The organism is Gemmatimonadota bacterium (genome assembly GCA_026706345.1).
Taxonomy (GTDB): Bacteria; JAAXHH01; JAAXHH01; order JAAXHH01; family JAAXHH01; genus JAAXHH01.
Map to the genome: position 1 here is coordinate 1 of JAPOYX010000169.1, position 26,837 is coordinate 26,837.

Annotated in this window: 25 protein-coding genes; 12 read left to right on the plus strand and 13 right to left on the minus strand. The window is 59.0% G+C overall.

The window, feature by feature from the left end:
- The 3 genes from OXG98_11135 to OXG98_11145 all read right to left on the minus strand — a co-directional run.
- On the minus strand, nt 1-270 hold a 270-nt coding region (locus tag OXG98_11135), incomplete at its 3' end, for a nucleotidyltransferase domain-containing protein (GenBank protein MCY3772557.1).
- Nucleotides 257-1,069 (minus strand): phytanoyl-CoA dioxygenase family protein, encoded by an 813-nt coding sequence (locus OXG98_11140; protein MCY3772558.1) that lies wholly within the window; start codon nt 1,067-1,069, stop codon nt 257-259. The genes OXG98_11140 and OXG98_11135, both read right to left, overlap by 14 nt.
- Nucleotides 1,070-1,327: 258 nt before the next feature.
- On the minus strand, nt 1,328-2,473 hold the full coding sequence (locus OXG98_11145) for a N(4)-(beta-N-acetylglucosaminyl)-L-asparaginase (protein MCY3772559.1): 1,146 nt from the start codon (nt 2,471-2,473) through the stop codon (nt 1,328-1,330).
- 188 nt (nt 2,474-2,661) lie between these two features.
- Between OXG98_11145 and OXG98_11150 the strand changes: the two genes are divergently transcribed.
- Nucleotides 2,662-3,609 carry an SUMF1/EgtB/PvdO family nonheme iron enzyme gene (locus tag OXG98_11150; GenBank protein ID MCY3772560.1) on the plus strand — a complete coding sequence of 316 codons (948 nt, stop codon included), beginning with the start codon at nt 2,662-2,664 and terminating at the stop codon, nt 3,607-3,609.
- A gap of 7 nt (nt 3,610-3,616) precedes the next feature.
- Here the strand turns inward: OXG98_11150 and OXG98_11155 are convergent, their stop codons facing one another.
- Nucleotides 3,617-4,438 carry an RNA methyltransferase gene (locus OXG98_11155; GenBank protein ID MCY3772561.1) on the minus strand — a complete coding sequence of 274 codons (822 nt, stop codon included), beginning with the start codon at nt 4,436-4,438 and terminating at the stop codon, nt 3,617-3,619.
- A gap of 91 nt (nt 4,439-4,529) precedes the next feature.
- Between OXG98_11155 and OXG98_11160 the strand changes: the two genes are divergently transcribed.
- The 4 genes from OXG98_11160 (at nt 4,530) to rfbA (ending at nt 8,810) form a co-directional block, all read left to right on the plus strand.
- Nucleotides 4,530-4,664, plus strand: a complete 135-nt coding sequence (locus tag OXG98_11160; protein MCY3772562.1) for a hypothetical protein — start codon at nt 4,530-4,532, stop codon at nt 4,662-4,664.
- 93 nt (nt 4,665-4,757) lie between these two features.
- Complete coding sequence (locus OXG98_11165; GenBank protein ID MCY3772563.1) at nt 4,758-6,653, plus strand: hypothetical protein; 1,896 nt, start codon at nt 4,758-4,760, stop codon at nt 6,651-6,653.
- Between the two features lie 100 nt (nt 6,654-6,753).
- Complete coding sequence (locus tag OXG98_11170) at nt 6,754-7,803, plus strand: sialidase family protein (GenBank protein ID MCY3772564.1); 1,050 nt, start codon at nt 6,754-6,756, stop codon at nt 7,801-7,803.
- A 116-nt stretch (nt 7,804-7,919) separates the two neighbouring features.
- The gene (rfbA, locus tag OXG98_11175) at nt 7,920-8,810 is read left to right on the plus strand and encodes a glucose-1-phosphate thymidylyltransferase RfbA (protein MCY3772565.1); all 891 of its coding nucleotides are present in this window, start codon (nt 7,920-7,922) and stop codon (nt 8,808-8,810) included.
- Nucleotides 8,811-8,860: 50 nt separating this feature from the next.
- Here the strand turns inward: rfbA and OXG98_11180 are convergent, their stop codons facing one another.
- The 5 genes from OXG98_11180 to OXG98_11200 form a co-directional block, all read right to left on the minus strand.
- Nucleotides 8,861-9,436 (minus strand): pentapeptide repeat-containing protein, encoded by a 576-nt coding sequence (locus OXG98_11180; GenBank protein ID MCY3772566.1) that lies wholly within the window; start codon nt 9,434-9,436, stop codon nt 8,861-8,863.
- Nucleotides 9,437-9,513: 77 nt separating this feature from the next.
- A complete protein-coding gene (locus OXG98_11185) occupies nt 9,514-10,359 on the minus strand; it encodes a fumarylacetoacetate hydrolase family protein (protein MCY3772567.1) in 846 nt (281 codons plus the stop codon).
- 92 nt (nt 10,360-10,451) lie between these two features.
- On the minus strand, nt 10,452-11,432 hold the full coding sequence (locus tag OXG98_11190) for a D-glycerate dehydrogenase (GenBank protein ID MCY3772568.1): 981 nt from the start codon (nt 11,430-11,432) through the stop codon (nt 10,452-10,454).
- Entirely contained in the window at nt 11,422-12,033 is a 612-nt protein-coding gene (locus OXG98_11195; protein MCY3772569.1) for a nucleotidyltransferase family protein, read from the minus strand. The genes OXG98_11190 and OXG98_11195 overlap by 11 nt, the downstream gene beginning before the upstream one ends.
- Before the next feature lie 34 nt (nt 12,034-12,067).
- Complete coding sequence (locus OXG98_11200) at nt 12,068-12,358, minus strand: hypothetical protein (protein MCY3772570.1); 291 nt, start codon at nt 12,356-12,358, stop codon at nt 12,068-12,070.
- Nucleotides 12,359-12,688: 330 nt separating this feature from the next.
- On the opposite strand from OXG98_11200, the gene OXG98_11205 reads away from it, so the two are divergent.
- The 6 genes from OXG98_11205 to OXG98_11230 all read left to right on the plus strand — a co-directional run bounded on the left by OXG98_11205 (nt 12,689) and on the right by OXG98_11230 (nt 17,448).
- Complete coding sequence (locus tag OXG98_11205; protein MCY3772571.1) at nt 12,689-14,062, plus strand: dihydrolipoamide acetyltransferase family protein; 1,374 nt, start codon at nt 12,689-12,691, stop codon at nt 14,060-14,062.
- Between the two features lie 102 nt (nt 14,063-14,164).
- Nucleotides 14,165-14,800 (plus strand): nitrile hydratase subunit alpha, encoded by a 636-nt coding sequence (gene nthA, locus OXG98_11210; GenBank protein ID MCY3772572.1) that lies wholly within the window; start codon nt 14,165-14,167, stop codon nt 14,798-14,800.
- Nucleotides 14,797-15,468: a nitrile hydratase subunit beta gene (gene nthB, locus OXG98_11215; protein ID MCY3772573.1), complete on the plus strand. Its 672-nt coding sequence runs from the start codon at nt 14,797-14,799 to the stop codon at nt 15,466-15,468. The genes nthA and nthB overlap by 4 nt, the downstream gene beginning before the upstream one ends.
- Nucleotides 15,465-15,905 carry a nitrile hydratase accessory protein gene (locus OXG98_11220; protein ID MCY3772574.1) on the plus strand — a complete coding sequence of 147 codons (441 nt, stop codon included), beginning with the start codon at nt 15,465-15,467 and terminating at the stop codon, nt 15,903-15,905. The genes nthB and OXG98_11220 overlap by 4 nt, the downstream gene beginning before the upstream one ends.
- A 181-nt stretch (nt 15,906-16,086) precedes the next feature.
- Nucleotides 16,087-16,344 carry a hypothetical protein gene (locus OXG98_11225; GenBank protein ID MCY3772575.1) on the plus strand — a complete coding sequence of 86 codons (258 nt, stop codon included), beginning with the start codon at nt 16,087-16,089 and terminating at the stop codon, nt 16,342-16,344.
- Nucleotides 16,345-16,365: 21 nt separating this feature from the next.
- Nucleotides 16,366-17,448, plus strand: coding sequence for a Gfo/Idh/MocA family oxidoreductase (locus tag OXG98_11230; GenBank protein ID MCY3772576.1), 1,083 nt, complete (start codon nt 16,366-16,368; stop codon nt 17,446-17,448).
- Nucleotides 17,449-17,565: 117 nt separating this feature from the next.
- On the opposite strand, the gene OXG98_11235 is transcribed toward OXG98_11230, so the two are convergent.
- Nucleotides 17,566-17,721 (minus strand): hypothetical protein, encoded by a 156-nt coding sequence (locus tag OXG98_11235; GenBank protein ID MCY3772577.1) that lies wholly within the window; start codon nt 17,719-17,721, stop codon nt 17,566-17,568.
- A 170-nt stretch (nt 17,722-17,891) separates the two neighbouring features.
- Here OXG98_11235 and OXG98_11240 point away from each other — a divergent pair, with 170 nt between their 5' ends.
- The gene (locus tag OXG98_11240) at nt 17,892-20,675 is read left to right on the plus strand and encodes a class I SAM-dependent DNA methyltransferase (protein MCY3772578.1); all 2,784 of its coding nucleotides are present in this window, start codon (nt 17,892-17,894) and stop codon (nt 20,673-20,675) included.
- Between the two features lie 190 nt (nt 20,676-20,865).
- Here OXG98_11240 and OXG98_11245 read toward each other — a convergent pair whose 3' ends face one another.
- The 3 genes from OXG98_11245 to OXG98_11255 all read right to left on the minus strand — a co-directional run bounded on the left by OXG98_11245 (nt 20,866) and on the right by OXG98_11255 (nt 26,575).
- Nucleotides 20,866-22,584 carry a hypothetical protein gene (locus OXG98_11245; GenBank protein ID MCY3772579.1) on the minus strand — a complete coding sequence of 573 codons (1,719 nt, stop codon included), beginning with the start codon at nt 22,582-22,584 and terminating at the stop codon, nt 20,866-20,868.
- A gap of 73 nt (nt 22,585-22,657) precedes the next feature.
- A complete protein-coding gene (locus OXG98_11250; protein MCY3772580.1) occupies nt 22,658-25,162 on the minus strand; it encodes an ATP-binding protein in 2,505 nt (834 codons plus the stop codon).
- Between the two features lie 9 nt (nt 25,163-25,171).
- Entirely contained in the window at nt 25,172-26,575 is a 1,404-nt protein-coding gene (locus OXG98_11255; protein ID MCY3772581.1) for a site-specific DNA-methyltransferase, read from the minus strand.
- Between the last annotated feature and the right edge of the window lie 262 nt (nt 26,576-26,837).

A 26,837-nucleotide genomic window follows, 5' to 3' on the forward strand; every position in this document is an offset into this window, starting at 1 on the left:
GCGCCAATACTCTCCTTCGTCCCGACTGAAGACAAGGATATCTTTCGATACGCCAAATCCAGCCAATGCCTTCCACAGGCGGGTCGCCTCGGCGCGCCGGTCTCTCCCATTCCCAAACGGCATAGATTCCACCACTACAAAATCGTAATCGGAATCTTCTTTTTCGTCGCCTCGAGCACGGGAACCGAAAAGGATAACCGACTCGGGACTGACTTCATCCACGATCACACCTACCATCTGGCGGAGTACATCTTTTTCAGCCGATTTCACGCAATTCTCCTCCAAAGTCCCGCAACTCGTCGTCCCCGATCGGTACCAGAGGCGTGAAGTCCCTGTTGTTCTGGTACCACGGCCTCACCTCGCGCGTGCAGGCGTTGCCGACGGCGTTGTAGATCAGGTAGAAGATGGCCCGTCGCCAGGGCGAGACGTTGTCGGCCGATCCGTGGACGATGTTGCTGTGGATCAGGGCGACCGAGCCCGCCGGGCCGATCAGCGGTTCGATGCCGTTCTCGTCGGCCAGGTGCTGCAGCGTCGGCCGGTCGATGTGGAACAGATCGTAACCGCGGCCCTTCGCGTCCTCGTGCAGTTCAGAGTCCAGCAGGCCCCACCGGTGGGAACCCGGAATGATCAGCAGCGGCGAAGTAACGGGCGTGCAGTCGTCGATGAATACCGACGCCATGATGCAATTCGGCTCGGGCATGCCGTCGACCTTGTACCATGACGGGAAATCCTGGTGCCAGGTCCACGACGCCCCGCTCCCGAAGCCCTGCTTGGGATTCATGCGGGTCTGGTGGAGATAGACCTCGTCTCCCAGCAACTGGCGGACCGGGTCCATCAGGCGGGGAAGCCGCGCCAATCGTTCGAAGGGCTCGGAGTAGGTATGCGCTCCGAAGGCCAGCCGGGCGGCCGTGGGGTCGTCCTTCTCCCGCACCACCTCCGGTCCCTGCCGGCTGAGCACATCCGGTACCGCGTCCTTTAGCGCCCTCACTTCCTGTTCGTCAAGCAACCCCGCGAAAAACAGGTAACCCGATTCGTGAAAAGCGGCGATCTGCTGGTCGTTAAGCGTCATAGGTTTCTCTGCCGTTGTTCCCTTTTGGGTCTTGCTACCTCACGTCGAAAGCACAACTGAAGTCTAAGCACTTGGAAAATCTAAGTTACATCACGCCCGAAACGCCCGAAACAGACTCTGAAATGACGCTACCGTTGTCGGAATGGCATTTTTATGTTGGTAAAAGTGCTGAAATTACGCGTTTCTAGGTTGATAAAAGTGTAGTAGGAAGCACTTAGTATCGTCAAGGTCGAGGTCAAGAGCGCTTAACAGGCGGCCTTACCCTTCTTCCTTCTCCCGATCCCTCTTCCTCTCTTCCACCCGCTCCATCAAACGTTCCATCGTCGGCGCGGGAATCTTCGATTTGTCATAGACGTACGCCAGGGGTACCAGCCGGGCGCCGTCGGCGTTGGCTACGGCGTAACTGTCCCGTCCGGGGAAGTACTCCAGGTATTCATCCGGCATCTGGTACATGGTCGCCCCGCCGAACCGGCCGTCCTTGGCCACGGCGTAGAAGTTCAGGCTGAACATGGGCCGGCCGTCGTCCGTCAGCAGGCGGTCCTCCGTCATGGCCACGGCCCGTTCGAGCGTAGCCAGGCAGGCTTCCTGGGGTGATTTGCCCTGCCGCATGAACTCCACGATGAGAAAAGCACCGCAGACCTTGATGTTCGCCTCGCCACGACCCGTGGAACCGGCGGCGCCCACTTCGTTGTCGCAGTACTGCCCCGTGCCGATGATGGGGCTGTCGCCCACGCGGCCCGGGATCTTCCAGGACAGGCCGCTCGTGGTCGTCACGCTGCCGATATCACCGTTGGCGTCCACGCCGCACATGTTGATCGTGCCGCCCGGACGATCGATCACGATATCGTCCTCGTGGTCGAGCCAGTCGTCGTCCGGGTTGAGCTGTGACCGCCAGCGCAGCCAGTCCTGCCTGCTCTCCTCGGACAACAGGTTCTGCTCCTTGAAACCCATGCCCAGGGCGAAGCGCTTCGCGCCCTTGCCGACCAGCATGATGTGGTCGGTGTAATCCATGATCGCCTTGGCCACCAGCGACGCCGAGGCGATGTCCTCCAGCGCGGCGACGGAACCGGCCCGCCGGGTGGGTCCGTGCATGACGGACGCGTCCAGAGTGACGACGCCGTCCGCGTTCGGACGCCCGCCCAGACCCACGGACTGGTCATATGGATCCAGCTCCTGAATGTTCACGCCGGCGATTACCGCGTCGAGCGGGTCGGACTGGTCCGTCGTCATCATCTCGTAGGCTTTCCTGACGCCGCGGATCCCGTTGCGAGACGCGACAATGGTTGGCGGCGCGGGTGCGCTGTGGTTGGTGGGTACAGGTGCGGCGTGGGCCTTCGCGGACGCGGCGAGGCCGGTCAGCGCGAGGGCGGAAGTTTCCAGGAAGGCGCGGCGGGTAACAGGCATGGGGCGACCTCTTTGTTGTAGAATGATTATGCGGGGATTGCCAGAGTCAGGCCGGTATTATAAGTCGGCTGGTGCATCCATGACAAGGAAAAGTAGTTTTCCGATCTTCTACATTCCGCCGCAATACCGATCGTCGTGCAACCACGTCGATGCCGAATCCAATGCTGTTTTACTAAGGAGGATATTGCATGAGTGTCGCTTCCCCCGAAAAGGCGACGAACGATGCAGACGGTGCGTCCCTGGTTCTGGTCCCCGAAGGTGCATTTACGATGGGATCGGGCCGTAAGGCCGTGCAGGCGCTCTGGCATGGCATGGGATGGGACCAGAAGTGGTTTGATCATCAGGTCGGCGGGAATCGCTGGATCGGCGAGTTACACGAGCACGATGTCGAGATCAGTGCTTTCTGGATGTATGAGGAACCGGTCACCATCGGACAGTACCACGCGTTCATGGAAGATACAGAGAGAGAAGCGCCGGTCGATCAAGATATCCATGGTCCATGGAACAGTGCGTGGTCCGATGGGGCGCCTGTCCCGGGGAGCGAACCGCTTCCGGTCAGTTCGGTGAGTTGGGAAGACGCATGCGCCTATTGCGCCTGGGCGGGCGGCCGTCTGCCTACGGAAGCGGAATGGGAATACGCGGCGCGGGGCCCCGAAGGACGCGTCTTTCCCTGGGGAAACACGTGGATCGAAGATATTTGCCGATGTGCCAACGAAATTTCCGGTCGTCATTTCACCGATAACGATGAATGGAAGGAATGGCTTAACGGCGGCGGGTCCCGTAACAAGGATGGTTCTTACGACAACCCCTGTTGGCTTTCCGAACACGTCGCACAGCTTGAAGGTCCCAGGCCGGCCCTGGACTATCCCGGTGATCGTACCTGGTGTGGCGTTTCAGGCATGGCGGGGCTTGTCCGGGAGTGGTGCAGCGACTGGTACGATCCCGACTACTATCCCGAAAGCCCCAGAAAGAACCCGCAAGGACCGGAGAATCCGTCGAAGCATCCCTGTCGCGCCATGCGGGGCGGAGCGTGGCTCTGTGCCGCGTATCAATGCAGAGGGGCGCAGCGACTTTTCTATCCTCCGGATACAAGAAACACGAACGATCATGGGCTTCGATGTGTCATTGATGTGTAGGATAGGATCAGCCCTCGCCCCGCACCCGGCTCAACACCTCGTACAGCATCACGCCGGCGGCCACGGCCAGGTTCAGCGAATCGGCGCGGCCGGCCATGGGAATGCGCACCACGGTGTCGCAGATATTCACAAGCTCATCTGAAAGACCGTGCTGCTCGCCGCCCAGGCACAGGAGGAGGGGTGGGGCGTAGGTCGCTGACCGGAAGTCGGCCGAAGCGGCGTCCGAAGTGCCGATCACCGGGATTCCGATCCTGTGCTTCCACTGGATCAGCGCTTCGAGCGAGGAACGAACGACCTGCTGCGCGAAGACGGCGCCCATGCTCCCGCGGACGGCTTCCGGATCATAGGGATCCGCCGTGGTGCCCAGCAGGATGACCCCCGCCGCGCCCACGGCGTCGCACGTCCGCAGGATCGAACCCAGGTTGCCCGGGCTGCCTACGTCCTCGAGAATCACCCAGCCGAGCGAGCCGTTCGCGGTAGAATCGACGCGTCCCACACCCGCATCGTCGAGCGCCGTCCACTTCTGCCTGACGACAACCCCAATACCCGCCGGGCCATCTTTCCCGGACAACGATCGAAACACATCGGCGCTGACCTCCAGGATTTCGACGCCATCCTCCCTGGCACACCGCACCGTGTCCCGCCCGAAATCGCTGCGCAGCAGTTCCGGCGCAACCACCAGCGTCTCTATCTCGGCCCCGGTCTGCACGGCCTCTCCGGCAAGCCGGATGCCTTCCGCGAAGAACAAACCGGTTTCCTGTCGTTTCTTGCGCTGCGAGAGGGCGCGGATGGCCTTGATTCGGGGATTCTGCACACTGGTAAGGATCATGAATGACAACCGTAAACGAGGCGGAGGATAGCGTCAAGTCTATCTTCCATCGAAGTATGGCCGTCCGCCGCTCCGAGTAAGGAGAATGACCATGGGCTTCGCAAGAGACTACCCGCCCCTGGCCCGGCACCACGCGCCCGCGGCCACGGACAATCACCTTGACATCGGCTCTCCGGCCGCTATACCCTTTCCTTCACCGGTCGTCCTCGATGACCGACTTGCGTGATGTTCAGAACGCGCCGGCCCGAAAGGCTCCCCCATGTCGGTCACCCGTCCGGAAACAACCCCAGAAAAACGTCAATTCTCCACGCCAAGGGAGATGGTCACCCCACGCGCCGTGGCCGTCGGCATGGCCTGCTCCCTGATTCTGGGAATCGCCGATCCCTACTCCAACATGATCATCCAGGGATCGTACCTGGGCAGCAACTTCACGCCCATCGGCGTGGTCTTTCTCTTCGCCGTCCTCGTCGGGATCATCAACACGCTCCTGCGCACATGGTCGCCGGGCCACGCGCTCACACAGGGCGAACTGGCCGTCGTCTACATCATGTCGCTCATCGCGTCGGCCATCCCGTCTTACGGGCTGACCGAAGTCCTGCTCCCGGCCATGGCGTCCATGTACTACGCCACGCCGGAAAACCGCTGGCTCGAGACCGTGACCCCCCACGTCGAGCCCTGGCTGATGCCCCAGGATCCCGAGACCGTAAGGTCGTTCTACGAAGGTCTTCCTGGGGGCGGAAGCATTCCCTGGAGCGATTGGGCCGTGCCGCTCGCCGCGTGGCTCAGCTTCGTCCTGGTGCTGTACTTCGTGGTGTTCTGCCTCACGGTCATCCTGCGCAAGCAGTGGGTGGAACGGGAACGCCTCGTCTTCCCCCTGGTCAAGCTGCCGGCCGAGATGATCGATCCGGGCGACGACGGTTCCCGTTCACGTCTCACGCCGTTCTTCCGGAACCGGATGATGTGGGCGGGTTTCTCCATTCCCTTCCTGATCAACGCGTGGAACGCCGTACACAACTACATCTACTTTTTTCCCACCATCTACTTCCAGGAGACCATCGGGCTCTTCAACAATCAGTTGGTGCTGCCCATCAATCTCTCCTTCCCACTGGTGGGCTTCGCCTATCTCCTCAGCCTCGAGATATCCTTCAGCCTCTGGCTCTTCTTCCTGCTCAGCCGGCTGCAGAACCTGGCGAACGCGAGCTTCGGCATCGACCTGGCGGGCAGTACCACGCTACCGGGCGAATACCAGATGTTCGGCGCCCTGCTGGTCCTGGCGCTGTTCAGTGTCTGGCTGGCCCGGGCGCACATCCGCGAGATCCTGGGCAAGGTGCTTCGCGGGGGAGGCTCCCCGGACGACGCCAACGAATGTCTCTCCTATCGATTTGCCGTGATCGGCGGAGGGCTGGGCATCCTGTTCCTGCTCGGATGGCTGTGGATGATCGGCCTCTCCGTCTGGCTGGCCGTCATACTGCTGATCCTGGTGCTCGCCGTGTATGTCGGTTTCGCGCGGATCGTGGCGGAAGGCGGCGTGATCTTCGCGGAGACCTTCAACCCCCAGGAGTTCATGATCCACGGATTCACCGGGCCCCTGCTCGGCGCGCGCAATCTGGTGGCCATCGGACTGACCAAGTTCTGGTTGACACATACGCGCACGCTCATCATGCCATCCATGGCCAATGGCCTGAAGCTGGCCGACACGGCGGGGATCCGGAACCAGCGCTGGCTGACCGCGGCCATCGGACTGGCCATACTTTGCAGCCTGGCCAGCTCGATCTATACGGTCATGTACCTGGCGTACGAATACGGGGGCATCAACCTCAACTGGCAGTTCTTCGGGGTGCTCCAGCAAAACCGGTTCAGTTACTTCGCGACGACGATAACCGCCACGTCCGAACCCGCCGGACGATGGTTCTTCTTCGGGCTGGGCGCCGCCATCATGTGGGCGCTGATGTTCCTGCGGCAGAAGTTCATCTGGTGGCCTCTCCATTTCATCGGATTTCCCGTGGGCGCCTCCGCCCCGCTCCTCACCGCCTGGTTCTCCATATTCCTGGCGTGGATGATCAAGGGACTCATCCTCAAGTACGGCGGGATCGACATCTATCGCAAGATGCTGCCCTTCTTCCTGGGATTGATCCTCGGCGAGTTCGTCAGCGCGGGCTTATGGGTCATCATAGATGGATTGACGGGCATTACGGGGCATATCATATTCAACTGAAAACGCCACTGTCGGGCCGCGATACGCCCTTCTGGTCATGCGCTCAACTACCTCGCGTAACGCGACACGCACTATCCCAAGGCAGACCCCGGAGTTTCTCATGAACGGAACCTGCATGCAATCCGTCCTCTGGACCAGCGGCACGGAAGGTTATGATACCTACCGCATTCCGGCGATCATCGTAACGAGCCGGGGAACGGTCCTCGCCTTCTGCGAAGGCCGGAGGAACAGCCGAAGCGATACCGGCGATATCGATATGCTGGTGAAGCGCAGCGAGGACGGCGGCAGCACCTGGTCGGGTCAGGAGGTGGTGTGGAACGACTCGGGTAACACCTGCGGCAACCCCTGCCCGGTCGTCGACCGAGATACCGGGACCGTCTGGCTCCTGATGACCCACAACCTGGGCATCGACCATGAATCCGAGATCATCGCCGGAACGAGCCGGGGCTCGCGGACCGTGTGGGTCACGGCCAGCGACGACGACGGACGCACGTGGCGCGAGCCACGGGAGATCACCGCCACCGCCAAGCTTCCGGACTGGACGTGGTACGCCACCGGACCGGGCAACGGGATCCAGCTTGCCTCGGGCCGGCTGCTGATTCCCTGCGACCATATCGAGGCCGGCACAAACCGCTACTATTCCCACGTCGTCTACAGCGACGACCACGGGGAAACCTGGCGACTGGGCGGCACGACCTCGCGAGACCAGGTCAACGAATGCTGCGTCGCCGAACTAGAAAGCGGCGACGTGTTGCTCAACACGCGCAACTACGACCGGTCGCTGCGCACCCGGCAGGTCACCGTCAGCGAGGACGGCGGGATGACCTGGCGGGACCAGCGCCACGACGACACGCTGATCGAACCGATCTGCCAGGCGGCCCTTGTCCGTTACCCCGGCAGGGGCGACCGGCTGCTGTTCTCGAATCCGGCCAGCCGGGACGACCGGCGCAACCTCACCGTGCGTCTTTCCGAGAACGCCGGCCAATCCTGGCCTCATGAGAAGGTGCTGCATCCCGGACCGGCCGCCTATTCGTCCCTGGCCGTGCTTTCGGACGGGACCGTTGCCTGCCTGTACGAGCGGGGAGACGATAATCCCTACGAGACGATCACGCTTGCCCGGTTCGATCTGGCGTGGCTGGCGGATGGGTGAGGAACGGGCAGACGCAACTCGGATGGGTGGTCAGGAAAGACTTGGGGCGCGCGGACAACGGAAGTCTGTAGTTACTGAATCACATCGGCATAGACGCAGATAACCGGAGACCACAGATGAAGGGCATCATTCTCGCGGGCGGACACGGGTTGCGTCTCTACCCGCAGACCGTCGCCGTTTCGAAGCAAATCATTCCCATCTTCGACAAGCCGATGATCTACTATCCGCTGTCTGTGCTCATGATGGCGAATATCCGGGAAATCCTGGTCATCTCCTCCCCCGAGCACGTCGACCTGTACCGAAAGCTCTTCGGAGACGGAAGCGCGCTCGGGATGCACTTCGAATATGCCGTGCAACCTGCGCCCGAGGGGGTGGCGCAGGCCTTTCTGATCGGTGAATCGTTCATCGGGGATGAACCCTGTGCCCTGATTTTCGGCGACAACTTCTTCCACGGAAGCAGCCTGTCCGAGATGGTCGAAAGGGCTGCGGGGCACAAAGAGGGAGGACTGGTGTTCGCCTGCTACGTCAAGGAACCCGAACGGTACGGCGTGGTCGAATTCGACGCACGGCAACGCGCCGTCAATATCGAGGAAAAACCCCGTCATCCCCGGTCCAACTACGCCGTCACCGGATTGTACTTCTATGACAACGAGGTCGTTTCCATCGCGAAAACACTGCGCCCGTCCGGGCGCGGCGAACTCGAGATCACCGACGTCAACAACATCTATCTCCGCAGGGGAAAACTGACGGTGGAGCGCTTCGACGAAGGGATCGTCTGGATGGATACCGGCACGCCGGAAAGTCTCCTGGAAGCGAGCAACTTCGTCCAGGCCATTGAGCACCGGCAGGGACTGAAGATAGGCTGCGTCGAGGAGATCGCCTACCGGAAGGGGTACATCGGCCGGGACCAGGTGCTCAGGATCGGAAACCTTGTGGAAGATAACCCGTATTGCGAGTACCTGCGCCGCCTATGCGGTCCGGGCGGTCCGGGCGGTCAGGTCGAATGAGCGGCCCCGGCGCCGCACGACCTTAGCGCCGAACGACCTTAGCGGACCGGTTATACCGTCTGCCGCTTCAGCCGGACCTCGGTCAGGTCCGCGCCGTCGAGCAGGGCGTTGCGCATCTCCGTCTCGTACATGTGGGCGTGGGACAGGTTGGCGTTCCGCAGGTCAACCCCCGTAAGGTCCGCCTCGCCGAAGAGACACCAGGTCATGTCGGCACCCTCGAAGCTCGTGGCCGCGGCAAAGGGATCGTCGGACTGGAACTTCGGCACCCCGATGCGGGCCGCCCGCAGGTCCGCCTTCCTGAAGCTGGCGCCCGACGCGGTCGTGCCGTTGAGAAACGCGCCGACCAGGTGGGCGCCGTCGAACCTTGCCCCCACGATGTGGGCGCCGATGAGCACGGCCCGTTCCATCTTCGCGCCCGAGAAATCCGCGCCGTTCATCTTCGCGTCGCGAAACTCCGACTCGGTCAGGTCGGCCTTCGTGAAATCGGTTCCTTCGAGGTTGGCGTCCCTGAAATCGACGCGGGGCAGAACGGCCTCCGACAGGTCCACGCCGCCCAGGTCCACGCCCGTAAGATCGCCCGTGTCCGCCGCCCGGGCCAGCGCCTCTTCCCTGTTCAGTTTCTCCATGATTTTCCTTTACCGGGTTGAACATCGCTCGTAAGTTTTGGCACTCATGCTTTCCACCCTGCACGGCCGCCCGCAGGCTATCGGACGTGGTTCTTCAGCGTGCCGATGCCTTCCACATAGGTTTCCATGTAGTCGCCGGCCTTGAGCAGGATCTTCGGATCGCGGAACACGCCCACGCCCGCGGGCGTACCGGTCGAGATCACGTCGCCCGGCAACAGGGTCATGGCGTTCGATATGCGCGACACCAGGGTGGGTACGTTGAAGATGAGGTTGTCCGTGTTGCTGTCCTGCAGGACCTCTCCGTTCAATGTCAGTTTCACGGCGAGCGTGTTCGGGTCGGGGATCTCGTCCTTCGTAACCAGCCACGGACCCATGGGACAGAACGTGTCGTAGCTCTTACCCTGGTGCCACTGCTGCTGCCGGAACTGGATGTCGCGGGCGCTGACATCGTTGGCCACCGTGTACCCGGCGATGTAGGCGTACGCGTCCGCCTCGGACACGGCGGTGGCGGTCTTGCCGATGACTACGGCGAGCTCCACCTCGTAGTCCACCTGTTCGCTTTCCGTGGGCAGCACCACGTCGTCGTACGGACCGACCACGGACGAGGTGGCCTTGGAGAAGAGCAGCGGGTGCTCGGGCAGCGGCACATTCTGCTCCGTCGCATGATCGAGGTAGTTGAGCCCGACACAGACGATCTTGGGCGGCCGGGGTATGGGAGACGCCAGCCGCGCGCCGTCCAGGGGCGTCCGTGCACCGGCGCCGCTTTCCACCGCCCCTGCTACGTCCCCGAGGGCATCCGCTTCCAGCACGCCGAGAACGGTACCGGGCAGCGATTCGTCGGCGGACCGCAGATCGACGATCTCATCGCCGACAACGGCGCCGATCCGTTCCTGTCCGCTGCCTCCATAGGTCACAAGCTTCATGTCAGGCTCCTGTATCCGGTCATTCCGGCATAGGTTGAAGGTTCCAGATGCTGTCTTGGGACTCAGGTACGATTGATTCAGATTCGATTAACTCAGATCCGATACCGCTTCCATTCCGGGTTCACGCAGTTCGGCGGGTCCGCGCCGTTGACCATGGCGATCAGGTTGGCGGCAGCCATGTTCCCCATCCGGATGCGCGTGGCGACCGTACCGCTGCCGACATGGGGCAGCATGACCACGTTCTCCAGGTCCGCGAGCCCCGGTTCCAGTTCGGGTTCCCGCTCGAATACGTCGAGTCCCGCGCCCGCGATGACGCCGTCTCGCAAGGCCTGCACCAGGGCCTTTTCGTCGACCACGGGTCCCCGCGTGGTATTGATGAGGTAGGCCGTGGGCTTCATCAGGTCCAGCTCTCGGGCGCTAATGAGGTGGGTGGTCTCGAGCGTAAGCGGCACGTGGAGGGACACGAAATCCGATTCCCTGAGCAGATCGTCCAGCGGGAGATACCGCGCGCCCGTACACTCGATGGTCGCATTGCGTCTGCGACTCGTATAAACCACGGACATGGAAAAACCCGCGGCACGCCGGGCCGTGGCCGTGCCGATGCGTCCGCCCCCCACGATGCCGAGCGTCTTGCCCGTTACGTCGCTGCCCAGCATCAGCAGGGGTCCCCAGCCAGTAAACCGTCCTTCCCGCACGAACCGGTCCCCTTCCGCCACGCGCCGGGCCGTGGCGAAAATGAGCGCCCAGGCGATGTCGGCGGTCGTGTCGGTCAGCACGCCCGGCGTGTTGGACACCGGAATACCCCGCCGCGTGCAGGCATCCACGTCGATATTGTTGTACCCGACCGCGTAGATGGCTACGCCCCGAAGCCCGGGAGAAATGTCCAGTACCTCGTCGTCGATGTCCTCCGTCAACAGGCAGAGCAGCCCGTCGCGGCCCCGAACCGCCTCGAGGAATTCATCGCGGGTCAACGCCCGGTCGTGGGGGTTGACGTCCACCACCCCGCAGGCCGCTTCCAGCATCCGGATGGATTCATCGGGGATGCGCCGGGTAACGAGTACGTTAGCGCTCACCGGGTTCGGATTCCTCCCTCCATCTTCGCAGCGCCTCTTCATAATCGCCACGGTAGTCCAGGTCGAACAGTACCGCGTCCGTATCCACGGGCACCTGGCGCACGCTATCGGCGTGCCGGTCGCGCAACGCTTTCAAACCGCCCTGATTCGACTCGAACAGGATTTCTTCCCGATACGCGGGCGATACGATCATGGGATGGCCCAGCTTTCCGTCATACGTCGGAAGTACCATGCCTTCGGGACGCCGCTCGTATTCGGCAATCAACTGGTTCACGATCCCCGCCGTGACCAGGGGCTGATCGCCGAGGGCGACCAGGAATGCCTGTTCGGGATGGATGTACGCCAGGCCGCATCGGATCGAGGAAACCATGTCGCCTTCCGGGTCCGGATTGTAGGCAAAACGGACCGGCAGCCCGGAGATACGCTTTACAATGTCCATGGCGCGGTGGCCCAGTACCACGACGACGTCCTTGGCCAGGCGCGAACGCGTCAGCATCCGGATCACCTGTTCGATCAACGTGACGTTACCGAAGGGGAGCAACTGCTTCAGCGTCCCCATGCGCTCGGACCGGCCGGCGGCGAGTACGAGACCCGTGATCATAGCGTCGACGATGCCTTTACCCGCGCGTCAACCATCAATCGTCCACGTGGGTCGCGTCTATGAAATATACCTTGTCGCGATCGTACCATTGCCGGTCCTCTTCACGGAACCAGGTGTATACGGTCTTCCCGTCGGGGCTGGTCGTGATGAAACGCTGCCCGAGATTCGAGATCGTGGAACCCATGACGATGTTCTCGGCCCTGGCCGGCTCAGGATTCAGCGGTGTAGCCACGCTGGGCAGATCATCCTTGAACGCATTGGCCAGCAGACCGACGGCGATCAGCGTCAACACGACTTTCGTGTAACGATCGACTTTGATTTCCATGTGGCGTGGATCCTCCACGTTGGTGAGGTGAACAACTGCCGAACAGGTCCTCGAAACGCGGAACTTCCGGGAACCTGTTCATACATTCGTTCAGCATGAAGGACGTCGTACCTCGAGACGGCCTCCATACCGTTTTAGGCGAATGCGGAATCGGGGTGAATCTATCCTTTTCGGGCAGGCCGAGTCAATCAAAAAATGCTTGACGCCAACCCCCCGGAAGTGTAAGCTCAACGGACTTTCAACCGCGTTGTAAGTCGAACAGAAACAAGTGATTTAGCGCGACAAACGTCAACCTGTACCAAGCGCTGCAAAGGACACTGGGAGTCCGTCATGGCCACTGAAGTCATCATGCCCGTACTCGGCATGACCATGGAATCCGGAATCATCGTGGAGTGGATGAAAAAGGAAGGCGATTCCGTCACGGAAGGCGAGGTGCTGTTCAACGTCGAAACGGACAAGAGCGTGATGGAGGTGGAGGCCAAGGCTTCCGGCACGCTGCTCAAGATACTGCACGGTCCGGGAGACGACGTTCCCATTCAGCAGGTCATCGCATACATCGGCGAAGCGGGTGAGACGATCGCCGGGGACGGAGATGAAGGCGACAGCAGCGCGGATGGAGGCCCTGACGGTGACGCGGGTGCCGCGAAGACAGGCGCCGCTGAGGCAGCGCCGGAAGCCGTCCAGGCCGCCGGATCTCCCCAACAGAACGGTCAAGGCGCGCCGGCCGCCACCGAATCAGGCGGACAGTCTGGCCAGCCTGGGCAGCCCGCCCGCGTCAAGATTTCGCCCAAGGCGCGCCGCCACGCGCGGGACCTCGGTGTTTCGATCGAAAACATCGTGGGGACGGGACCTGGCGGACGGATCGTATTCTCCGACGTAGAGGCCTTCGCCTCCCAGGCCGGTGCGGCATCGGCTCCGGTGCCAGTTCCCGCAGCGGCCGCGGCATCCACGGCAACACCCGCGACTCCCCCGGCGCCAGCCGGCCCGGGTTCGAAACGCGTCCAGCGCCGCGCCCCGCTCAGCGGACTGCGCAAGGTCGCCGCGACGCGACTGGCCGAAAGCGCGTCGACCATTCCCCACTTCTACCTCACCATGGACGTGGACATGACCCGCCTCGCCGGGCTTCGTGAACAGCTGATCGCCTACGGTGAGAAACGCGGCCTGGCCCGGGTCTCCGTGAACGACCTGATCATCAAGGCCGCGGGCATCGCCTTGCGGTCCTTTCCCGCGGTCAACGCCTCCCTCGAAGGCAGCGAGGTCGTGGAGTATGCGGACGTGAACGTGGGCTTCGCCGTCGCCCTTGACGACGGACTGGTCGTACCCGTCGTGGCAGCCGCCGATCAGAAATCGGTCTTCGAGATCGCCGCGGTGACCAGATCTCTGGGCGAGAAGGCCCGCGGACGCGGTCTCGGCCCCGAAGACTACGGTTACGGCACCTTCACCATCTCCAATCTCGGCATGTACGGCGTAGACCAGTTCACGGCCATCATCAACCCGCCGGAAGCGGCCATCCTCGCCGTGGGGCAGGTCAAGGACACCACCGTCGCGGTGGACGGCAAGGTCGAGATCAGGGCCATGATGTCAATCACCCTTTCCTCCGACCACCGGCTCATCGACGGCGCGGTCGCCGGACAGTTCCTGGCCCACCTCAGGGACGTCCTCGAGCAGCCGCTCGAACTCCTGATCGGGCAGGACGGGATGTGAGCCACTTCCGTGATCGCCAGATTGTGGTCCCGCTGAAATATACGCAGTTTGACGAATTGCGGCCCTGTTTATACCGCGGCGAGCAATGGTATAGAATACCACATGACCAACGATAATCGGCACGATCAAGACCACACGGACCCGCCCCCGGATATCGAGTTGCGCGTGAAAGCGCTCGAATCGCTGCTCGTGGAGAAAGGCCTCGTCGATCCGGAAGCGCTGGACGCACTCATCGACCTGTACCAGGACAAGATCGGCCCGGCGAACGGGAAACACGTCGTGGCGCGTGCATGGACGGATGAAGCGTTCAGACGCTGGCTGCTGGACGACCCGAATGCCGCCATCGCATCGATGGGCTACGTAGGGGCGCAGGGCGAGCAGATGCGTGTCGTGGAGAACACGGACGACGTGCACAACCTCGTTGTCTGTACGCTCTGCTCCTGCTACCCGTGGCCGCTCCTCGGCCTGCCTCCAGTCTGGTACAAGTCCGCGCCATACAGAGCACGGGCCGTCGTAGATCCGCGCGGCGTGATAAAACAGTTCGGAACGGAGGTAGCCGAACGGAAAGAGGTGCGCGTGTGGGATTCCACTTCCGAAATGCGCTACCTCGTGCTGCCGCAGCGTCCCGAAGGCACGGATGGATGGAGTAAGGAGGAACTCAGGGAACTCGTGACGCGCAACGCCATGATCGGGGTCGAGGAGGCGCTGCATCCGGAATCGGAGGTCCGCAAAGCATGAGCGGTGTACACGATATGGGCGGGATGCGGGGGTTCGGGCCGGTGCGGCCGGAGCCGGAGTCCGAGGAGCCGGTCTTCCACGAGGAATGGGAGGGCCGGGTGTACGGAATCGTCCGGCTCATGGGACTTCTGGGCCTGTGGAACATCGACATGTCGCGCCACAACAGGGAACAATTGCCTCCCGCCGACTATCTCGCCAACTCCTATTATGAGAATTGGTTCGCGGGGATCAGGAAGCAACTGGTCAAGTCCGGTCTCGTTTCGAAGAAGGAACTGCAGGCGGGCAGGGCATCGACCCCCGTGCCGGAACGCATCATGGAGAAGGTGGCACATGCCGAACAGGTGCGTGCGGCCCCCTACATGACTACGAGCTACGTCCGGCCTGCGTCTTCACCGCCCCGGTTTTCGTCGGGCGACCGTGTGCGCGCGATCAACCACTATCCACCTGGGCACACCCGGGTACCGGGCTATGTCCGAGGCCACAAGGGGATCGTGCGTGAGCACTACGGATCGCAGGTGTATCCGGACCTGAGCGCCCGGGGCGTGGACGAGGGAAGGCATCTCTACAACGTACGCTTCGAGGGGCGTGATCTGTGGGGGGAATCGGCCAACGTGAACAGCGCCGTCTACGTCGACCTCTGGGAGACTTACCTGGAACCTGCACCATGACAGACACGCAACAGCCCGGCGGCACGAATGGACTGGGGGACATCCCGTTGGAGGACATCCCGCTGGGGAACATCCCGCTTGGGGGCGATGGCTCGCCGGTATTTGCAGCGCCATGGGAGGCATCGGCGTTTGCGATCACGGTGCGTCTCTCAGGCGAAGGTTACTTCACGTGGGACGAGTGGACCGCCACGCTGAGCGAGGAGATACGCGCGGCGCAGCAGGAGGGCGGCCCCGACCTGGGCGATACGTACTACAGGCACTGGCTTCGGACCCTGGAGCGCCTCTGCAGAAAACACGGGCTCGTGTCGCAGGAGGAAGCGTCCGACCGCAAGGACGCGTGGGAAAGGGCGTATCTCAACACGCCGCACGGAAAACCGGTCGAACTAGCGCCAGAACACCATTACAATTTCCCGCGTGAGCCATTCATGCGCCGCTGAACGCGGATTCTGCCAGAACCGGTGATCCATCGCGGACTGGCGACCCATTCAGATCCAGTGATCCATCCAGGTCAGGCAACCCTTCCAAGTCAGGCGAAGTTTGTTTACGAGGTTTGAGGGAACGACGCACACTAATCCATAAAGCGGAGTTCTCATTCAACCTCGATAAAAGGACCTGACCATGAAAACCATCGGCATATTCATGCAGGGAACCACGACCGTAGGCGTGCTCGTCCTGGCGATCCTTACCTTCATGGGACGTTCGACGAATGCGCTGCGGGAGGATATCGCAGCGTTGCGGGCTGAGATGAACGTGAAGTTCTCAGAGGTTCGGACCGAAATGCACGGTATAAACATCCGCCTGGATCGGGTGAATACCCGCCTGGGCAGGGTCGAAGAACATCTTCGGATTTCCGACGACCATCAGGTCGACCGCTGATTTCTAAATTGGAGAACTCCGTTGACGGACTCCGGAGACGAAGCCTTTCAAGCCGTGCGGGACACCGCACCGAAGCATACTTATCGCGGCGCCGTGATCGGTTGCGGCAGGATGGGCAGCACCATCGACGACGAGCACGTCGGTCAGCCCCATTACCCTTGGCCGTGGGCGCACGCGCCCGCCATGATGGAGGCACGGGGGATCGATCTCGTGGCCGCCGCGGACGAGGATCCCGCCAAACTCGCGGATTTCGGGCACCGCTGGGGCGTTTCGGCCCTGTACACCGACTACCGCGAAATGGTTGAGAAGGAAGCGATCGACGTGGTCTGCCTGACCACCCGGCCCGAGCCGCGTGCGGAGATCACGGCGGGGTTGGCCGAACTCGGGGTCAAGGCCATCTTCGCCACGAAACCGATGTGCCGCACGCTCGCCGAAGCCGATGCCATGATCAATGCCTGCGCAAGGAACGGCGTCATCCTCGCCATGGCCTGCCATCTAAACTGGTACGGTTACTACACGAACGCCCGGAAACTCATCGCCGATGGCGCCATCGGACCCTTGAAGACCATGGTCTGCCACAGCCCGTCGACGCTGTCCAACATCCAGAGCCACACCCTGGCCCTGTTGCGGCTCTTTGCCGGTGCGCCGGCCCGATGGGTAGTCGGCCTGATCGACACGGACGAGCAGGCGCGGTCCGATACCGATATTCCCGGAACAGGTATCGTAGTATACGAAAACGAAGTCCGGACCATACTGAACTCCCGGTCCGAATCGCATGTTTACTCGTGGTCCCTAGAGTTCATCGGCGAAACCGGCCGTATCGTCTCCCGAAACTCTCACGCACAGTTCGAGTTGTGGACCCCGAATGCCGTAACGGGCGCACCTGCTCAGACCCACCTGCCCGGACCCTGGCATCCCCGGAGCTCCATGGTCGATGCGATAGAAGGCGTATGCCGTTCTATCGAAGCGGGAAGGGAAACGACTTGCCCGGGCGAATTCGGCCGCGAAGCCCTCGAAATCGCCATTGCCATCCGGGAATCCCACCGCCGGGGCAACGTGCGCATTGACCTGCCGCTTGAGGATCGGAGTTTAAGGATTGGGTAGCCGGTATGGGTGGGAACATGTGCTGACGTCAGGCACAGCTTTTTGTTGTTTCACTCGGCACCGGTCCTTTGCATATGGTCCGGCGCATCGGGGCCTCCGCCGAGAGTACCCGCCCCATCAACTTCCACCAAAGAAGATCAACTTTATTGCGATCATCACTGCTGCAACCGCGACAGGGATTGCTATCCCTATATAGAGATAAACATCCGCTTTAGTGAGCAGATGTGCTGTATGTTCTTTTACTGCGGCTATCTCCCTCTCAAGGGATCTCATGTCATCCCTGGTAGCTAGAGGTCCAAGCTTAGCGTCCCGTGTTGTATCGCATATCCGCATTTCAGGATACCTTGACAAGTACGTACAAGACCGGTTCATTTTCTCGGATGCGCGTGGAGCAGCGCCCACAGTAGTACACCTCCATCTACTTCACAAGACAGGCAATCCTGATGCGTCTTTCGTGGAACGAGGTCCGTACACGCGCCGCCGCTTTCGCCGAAGAGTGGCGCGACGCGTCCTACGAGAAGGGCGAGACACAGTCATTTTACAACGACTTCTTCCAGGTTTTCGGAGTTCGACGACGAAACGTAGCTCGGTACGAAGAGCATGTGAAGAAGCTGAACAACAGCCAGGGCTTCATCGATCTGTTCTGGCCCGGGGTATTGATCGTCGAGCAGAAGAGCGCCGGCCGCGACCTCGAAAGTGCCTACGAGCAGGCCGGCGACTATTTTGACGCCCTGCCCGATCACGAAAAACCCCGCTACCTCCTGGTTAGCGACTTTCAGAATTTCGAACTACGAGACCTGGACGAGTCCCGAACCGACTCTTTCGAACTCAAGGACCTTTCTGCCCACGTGGAGTCATTCGGCTTCATCATGGGCGTGCAGCGCAAGACTTTTCGCGACCAGGATCCGGTCAACATCGAGGCCGCCGAACTGGTTGGAAAGCTGCACGATGCTCTTGATTCAGTCGGCTACCGGGGAGAAAATCTCGAACGTTTTCTTGTAAGAATCGTCTTTTGTCTCTTCGCAGATGACACCGGTATCTTCGACACGCGCGATATATTCAGTGACTTCATCGAAACACGCACGAGCGAGGACGGTTCCAACCTGGGCGCGTTGCTGGCCGAACTGTTCCAGGTGCTCGATACGCCGGAGGGCGAACGCATTTCGACGCGGGACGAAGACCTCGCGCGGTTCCCCTACATCAACGGCGCGTTATTTGACGGGCCATTGCGCATACCCGCCTTCGACGCGTCTATGCGGCGCCTGTTGCTGGAAGCCTGCAACTTCGACTGGTCGAATATCTCTCCAGCGATCTTTGGCGCATTGTTCCAATCGGTCATGGATCCCGTTGAACGCAGGGCTTCAGGGGCGCACTACACTACCGAGAAGAACATCCTCAAGGTAATCGAACCGCTGTTCATGGACGACCTCCGCACGGAGTTCGAGCGGCTCAGGTCTCGCAAGGACAGCCGGCGCGTCAGCGAACTTCGAAGGTTTCAGAGAAAACTGGTGGACTTGCGGTTCTTCGACCCGGCATGCGGCTGCGGCAACTTCCTCATCATAGCCTACCGGGAATTGCGGCTGCTAGAGATGGACGTGATCAGGGAGATCAGGACAGCGACCGGCGCCAGCGGACAGGCAATGCTGGACGTAGAGTTGATTTCGCTCGTCAACGTGGATCAGTTCTACGGTATCGAGTTGGGTGAGTTCTCTGCTCGTATAGCCGAGACGGCATTGTGGATGATGGATCACATCATGAACAACAGGCTCAGCCTGGAGTTCGGCCAGACCTATACCCGCATCCCGCTGAGCACTTCTCCTCATATCGTCCAGGGAGATGCGTTAGAAATAGATTGGGCGACGATTTTACCGCCCGAAGAGTGTTCGTATGTACTTGGAAATCCTCCATTTGGTGGATTTGTGATGCGCGATGAGAAAAAGCAGTTACAGACTAAGGCTTTAATGACCAAGCTTGGCACCGGTGGTTCACGTCTTGACTATGTAGCCGCATGGTTCTTAAAAGCGGGTGCGTATTACAAAGGAAAGCAGGCACGAATTGCTTTTGTCGCAACTAACTCTATCACTCAGGGCGAGCAGGTAGCTCAACTCTGGCCGGCGTTATTCGATCGGTACAATCTTGAAATAACATTTGGTCACAGGACCTTCCCTTGGGGTTCAGATGCCAAGGGGAAAGCTCATGTACATGTCGTAATCGTCGGCATGTCTGACCGTGAATCCACACCGCCTAGACGTCAGCTCTTCTCCTACGAGAATCCTGGTGATGAGCCCGAGTCAATCGAACCCAGCTACATTAGTCCGTATCTCTTGGATACTAGCCAACTCAATAACCATCATCTCGTGGTCAAACGGCAACGAAACTCGATATCCGGTCTTCCCAAAATCGGAGTCGGCACAAAGCCCGTCGACGATGGGCACTACATTCTCAATAGAGAAGAACGAGAGGAATTCTTAGTGTGGGAGCCCCAAGCCGAAATGTTGCTCAGGCCCTTCATCGGTGGGCGAGAATATATCAATGGCGTTGAGCGTTGGCTGCTCCATGTAGATGAAGAGTCGCCCTCTGTTTTGCGGTCACTACCGAGCGTTATGAACCGAATCCGCGCTGTGAAGGAATTCAGGTTAAGGTATGCAGGGAAACTGGGTAACTCACTAGCTGAACGACCCACAAAGTACCATGTCGCCGTCGTTCCGACGACCGATTTTCTGGTCATACCGGAAGTAAGCTCCGAGCGACGGCAGTACACGCCTATAGGTTATTTGAAGCCGCCTGCTATTCCAAGCAATCAGCTACTGGTCGTTCAAGATGCGACGTTAACTCTTTTTGCCTTGTTAACCTCGGCCATGCATATGGCTTGGATGCGTCATGTCGGCGGAAGACTGAAAAGCGATTATCGCTATTCTAGTGGCTTAGTTTACAATTCTTTTCCTACACCGGTCGATTTCAGGGAAGAGAATGAAGAACTTTCTAAACTTGAGCCGTATGCCCAGGCCGTGCTTGATGCCCGTAATGCCCATCCTGGCGCGATAATGGCTGACCTTTATGATCCAGATCTAATGCCCTCCGACCTGCGCCGTGCACATCAGGCACTTGACCGCGCTGTAGATCGGTTCTATCGTCCAAAACGTTTTGCCTCAGAACGAGAGCGGGTCGAGCATCTTTTTGTGCTTTATGAGAGGACGCGGATGCCGCTCGAATTGAGGAACTACTGATCAGATCGGTTGTTCGAGGGGGAAGTATGATGTGGGGGTGGTTTAATCTTCTGATTGACTCGTTTGAGGGGGGCTCGCATCTTTATTCTTACTATCCACTTAAGCCGGTCTGCAACTTCGTATCCTTCCCTTGTAACCAAAATGACTCGCTTCCGAGTGCCTTTCAAAACGTTACACCATGGCGCCTTCTCTACACTGGTCCTTGATCGGCATCTGAGCTTGCAGGTACCTCAGTGGAGTGCCCGAAATAATGATCGAAGGCGGTTCGTGCCTGATATTGGGTAAACTTCGTAAGCAACGCACCCGACCACGGTTGTCGAAGTCGCAACATCCGCTTTACGCCGTACTTTAAGATCTTGCCGGTTACGATTGGCCCGAACTTCAGAGAGGTGGTCGATCCCGGCAAGGCAAGTGAGGGTGTTTCTTCGTCGAGATCCTTATTTTTCAGTTCTTCATACCGATCCAGCGCCTTGTCATAGAAACTGCGTAACTTCTGGTAACGCTTTTCCCAAGGTTCAATCAGCAACGCTGGACATTCCGCGTTCACATCTATCTCAGCTGAGCCTTCCTCGCATACCGCGCAAAGATCCAGTACGACAAGCGGTACTTGATAAACTCTCGCGAGATTGGCGAACGCAGAGCTGCCAGTTTCTTCCTCGTAGAAAGGAAGTTCTTCCCAGTTTTCCCGTTTCTCGGTGCAGCCGAACACCAACTCCACCACAGCCGCCATACGTCCAAACTTTTTGTCCTCGTAGTTTCGCATTCCGTCCTTGCGGACCATCAGGTCACACGGTTGTGCAAGCAGGATGTAATACTTTTCATTCGTACTGAACCAAAAGACGTCACCGATATCTATCGGTGTGTGAAAACGGTTTAGTTCGTCGTCCGAGTCGTAAATCTCGAATCGTTGTATTCGCAACGATTCGTCTGAGTCGTTGTCGCCGTCAAGAGCTGTAGCGATTGCCTCGGGGGCGGCACTCAACCTTCGTGCAGCCGCAACCGAATCGGGCATGTCCTGATCCTGGAGCAAACGCGAACGCGCCTCTCGTTGCATAAGAATATGGAAAATCCGGAGCAGCGTTTCAGGTTCCCAAATTCCTTCTTTTCGCGAAGACGCGAACACCATCCTGTCAAAATCCAAGACTGACAGAGACTCCATCGCCTTTTTTGCTTCGCTGAGAGAATCCTTAAAGATCGACCAAGCCTTGCTTTTCACACGCGCATAGCGGCCGCTCAAGGCCGTCAAACGCAACATGCCCAGAAACCCGTAGTAATTCGGCGGGTCTTGCAGCCGTCCCTTCGAGATAACAACGAATCGGTCGCGCTCAAGGCCGTGTTCCTCTGACAGGTTGACCCACGCTTCAAACTCGTCATTCAAAGGAACCGTGTGGCTAATCAGACCGACGTATCCAATGTTTGTGGACTGCGCCTCGTGTATCTGTTTCAAGCCCTCGTTCTCAGCCTCTGGCTCTTCCCGGCTAAAGTCTCGATCAAAAAGCACCAATGTGTTCTGGGCCTTCGCACCCTTGAGAAGGGTGGTCCCTTTCTCCCTCCACTCACTCAGGGAAAGCAGAACGAAGTCAAGTCCCGCAAGTCCACCCAGGATTTCCTCGAGCGAACCCGCCGCCTTGAAGTCATCGGCCGCCGTCTCATCCTGCCCGGTTTCGCCATCTGCTAAGGATGCAGACGACGCGGCATGCAACTTGCGGGCCTCCACTACCACACGCCTCCGCTCCGTGTTATTCAGTTTCTCCCAAGTTTCTCTAACTTCATCAGTCCATACCGCATGCGGAGCGTCAAAGTAAATCTCTTCTAAATGAGGCAGCCGCGACGACTCTGCGGGCACCAATTCTGAACATATCCCCAACAACTCCTCGACGTTGGCCGCGTATTCGTCATCTATTACCACGACTCGAGATATCCCTACGGTATCGAGAAGTTTCTTAGCATCCCTTCGGACTTTATTCAGCACCTCCGCTGCACTATTCACCGGTTGCTCCCGACAGGTCGAGTTCGAATACATACCTCCTGCCGCGTTCGTTGCGATCTGCCAGAAGCACAAGATCGCAGGACTCCGAGTCAAGAAGTTGGCGGCAGACATACAGACCCAATCCTCTACCTTCCCCGGTGCGCTTCATCGTTACAAAAGGCTCGAACAGAGAGTCCTCTACACTTTCGTCCACACCTGCACCATTGTCCGCTACCCGCACGTAGGGCTCGGCGACGACGATCTTTATCTCACCCGTTTCTACCAAACCAGCACGAATCGCTTCCTTAAGCCAGTACTCCGCGTTTAATACCAAATTGTCAAACACCTGTGTTAACTTGCCCTTGTTCATATAAACCGCGAATCCGTTAGATTGGGTTTGCACATCCAGCTTTATTACGTTCTGAGCCAGCCTCTCTTCGTAGAAACCTCCGAACTCGTTGAAGAAGGCGACTGTGTCGATTCGTTCCCTTCGTTCGCGCAGATAGCGCAAGGAAGGAGTAAGATGAGCGAGTTGCTTACGCATTGCGGCCACACTGGATCTAACTTCCTCGATAAACGCTATCATCAATGCCCTGCGGGCCCGTCCTTCCATCTCCCGTATCAATACTGAACTCTTTCTCGCGAGCCGATCTGCGATGTTGTGTATCTCGTGGGATAGCGCCTCAGCAGTAAGACCCAGGCTAATGCTCTCGTACATGGCGGACAATTGTTCGTTTAAGGCCTCCCAGCGTCGATCCAGAACATCTTTCATCGCCTTAAGTTCCGTAGCTTCATCCAGAGCCGAAGAGACCTCGTCTAACAACTCCTCCTCTCTCATCACTTCGTTCGACACAGTCGAAAGTTCTGCTTCGAGGCTCTCAAGAGCACTCGACTCGGGAGAACCTGCTATGAGTCTCTTGTCCAATTCGTTACGTACCGCACCTAGCATCTTGGCAGCTCCTGCCGTAGCTTTTGTTAGTGATCCGGTTCTTTGCTGCACCTTAGTTTTTTCCAACGACAGTTTTCCCGCGATGCGGTCGATACGCTGAGTGACCGCCGAGTGTGGTTCTTCTGGTGTTACCCCTGCTTGCTGGTCACGATGTGCGTTCAGGAAGCTAAGTACACCGCGCCTGAAATAGTTTTGAGCGTCACCCGCGAACCTGATAAACTCCGTCAACAGTGCAAAAAAGTTTTCGTAGTGAGGGGTCACCAGAAACCCCTCCCGACTCGTAGTCTCCTTGAGGTCCGGGTTATCCCGCGCACTAATCGCAACGAATCCCAACACGTTTCCAGGTCGCAGGCCGTAATAGGACGTAGCTTCCGTCTGTTGCTTCCCCAAGCCCAGCCAATCTTCTCCGACGCGGATACCGAACCCATCACGGTATACTCGAATACCGGCGAGGTCCTTAACCAGCTCCCGGTACTCGGATTGCCGGCTCACCGCGTCATCCTTGAACTCGGAGCTTTCAAGCGACACAGCATCAACCTCCCCCCGGAAAGGACCTGGACTTACTGCCGACTTCGTGACTCGCCTGATACGGTCCAGATCATCCAGCGAGCGCTGCGTTCTAAACTCGACGAACCATCCCTCGCGTTCCGAGCGAACAAAGTGCCTTGGTCGGCCCTTGCCTGTCCTACTGGTAAAAAACTCAAATAGTGCCTCGCCGCTGTCCACTAAGCAAAGTGACTTGAAGAGTTGCTCGTTATCCTTACCACTTGGCTGGAAGAACTTCAGCCGCGCAGTGCCCGATATATCTAAGACTTGTCCGTCGAACTTGAATACGTACTTCAGCAGTGCTGCTTCGCGCACTTTCTTCGCGATTTCCGCAAGCTCCAGAGTCTTTCCGTCGACTTCCAAGTGCACGTGGAAATCGTCCGCTTCTTCGAATGGGGAGAGCATTCCCGATAGTTTTCGCTGAAGGTCCAATACATGCTCACTTGCCTGCCACATTTCGCGTTCACGGAGACCCGACAGAATGAGCTTTGTCCCGTGCTGCTTGCCGCACACGTTGTTTCGCTCGAACTGGACTGGCACCTCGCCTAGGTTGGTCGTGTCGCGGAAGTCCTTCCAAGAGAAGGCGATGTACTGCTCGATATTCGGTTGTTTGCGAGACTGAGTGATGATCTCGACGTTATGCGCCAGCCTTTGACTACCCAACCGCCCTAGACCTTTGTCTCCTATGGGTGTTCGTCCTCGAAGAGTCTCTCGCCCTGCGTCCTTCTGCTCTCGTTTTGGAGAGTTCGCGATGGTGAGCCAGCCACGCCGAATTGTTTCCTCGTCCATACCATTGCCGTTGTCCTCGACGAGAATCGACCCTGCGGCGTCAGAATACCCCCGTCCCAATTTGTTCTCAGCGCGAGTATCGATAGTTACGTTCACCCAAGTGGCGTCAGCGTCGTAGCTGTTCTTCACAAGCTCCACGAGCGCCTGAACGACGTCCGTAATGAGTTCCTCGCCAAGTCGAAAGACTACTGCCGCGTTGATGTCGAATCGAGGTTGAAAGCGTTCTTCTGCCAAGGTCGTACCCTATGCCTTCCTAAACACGAGGATCGCCTCCGCACGCATCGTGTTCGCGATGGAGTTCCTCGTCGCCATCCTCTTACTCGGGATTTTCCGCTCCAATTTCGTCACTGGACGACACCCTTTGGCCACAAGCAATTCCTCAAGTATGGCGTCGGTCGGAATCGGCTCACCGCCGACCCGTCTATTTCCGATTGTCCAGATCAAATACGCTCCAGATCTGAGCACGGCGACAGCAGACCGAAGAGCACGGTCCAGGTCACGACAAAAAGCAGCAACTCGCTTCCCTCTGTCTGGTGGAAACGCTTCAAGTCTGCTCAACGTGTGCTTTAGACTCGGGCTGATTTCAAGCAAATGCTTGGCCTCTTGAACTGCCTTCCTCCGCAACCCACCCAGACTCTGTGTGTCGATCTCATGGGTAGTACGAAGGCAGCAGGCGTGGGCACCCTCGTCGATATCCTCCAAATCTATCCACTGAAGTGGGAGGTAGGAGTACTGACCATATGGCACAGTCGTCGTATTGTCTCCATAAGGCGGCGATGTGATTAACAGGTCTTGTAGACGCGCGCCGGGCCTCAACTTCGTCGAATCACACAATCGAATCTCCAGATCGCCCCGATAATACCCGTTGGTGGTCAAGCGTCTGGATTCCCGTAAAACTTCCGCCTCTTCGTTAAGGCGCGTAGTCATGTCGGATACGACCGTAGCGAAGGTTTCTAGCGGATTGACATTTCGAGACTCTATATCTACTTTATTCCGGACATGTAACTTGAATGTGGAGGTGCGCGAGTTGCTCGTCAGCCTGACCGTCTCCGCAAGACCGGTCCAAAGCACGCGGCGACACCAACCGTGATCTACGTAGCGTATCGCTCGACGAATGCGAGAAAGTTGGTTAATGGCGACCGCGCAGAACCACTTATTCAAACCTGGGAACTCCGCCTCAATCTTACTGCCTCGATCCGCACTCGCGCGTTCGACAACCTCCTTGGCGATGTTCTCAAGTCTATGGACGTGGAATGGCCCTGCCTTCGTCCGGCACAACAGCACCGCAAGAGGGTTGATGTCTTGTCCCTCATAATTCAACCCTAGGCGCATACTTTCAACTAGCGTGGTTCCAGAACCGGCGAACGGGTCAAACACTCGCGTCACTCGCCTATCGACCCCCGTCACGACCTTGATAAGCACAGCCTGCATTCCAGGTACCATCATCGCGGGGTACTGCGTCAAGCCCTGGCTTTGTCCCCGTGCCGCCCGCCCCCTGAATGCCCAGTAGTCCTCGTCTGCATGGGACAATCGGTGGAGTTCGTTGGCAATTCTGTCGTCGGTCGAAGCACTCAAGTCGGTGTAATCATCTTCTTCCAGTCCGTCCACCTCACCGAGCACCGGTTCGCGCTGACTCGTTTGACCCACCCTCGTAGCCGTACAGTCTTTGGTCATCTCAAGGATTGACATCGGTTTCAAACCCCTATCATTCCTGTCCGGCACGCCGTTGGCAATTATCGTAGAGGGAAGTCGTTGCTGACGCTATGTAAGCATATCTCTGTCGGGTAGTCATGTATCCGCACTTTATCATCAGGATTTAACCTTAGAAGGCTGCGGACGTTACTGAACGGTATTTCAAGTTCAGGGTCTGGGTCCACAACCTAAAATCCCCTTTCATAAACCGAGGACC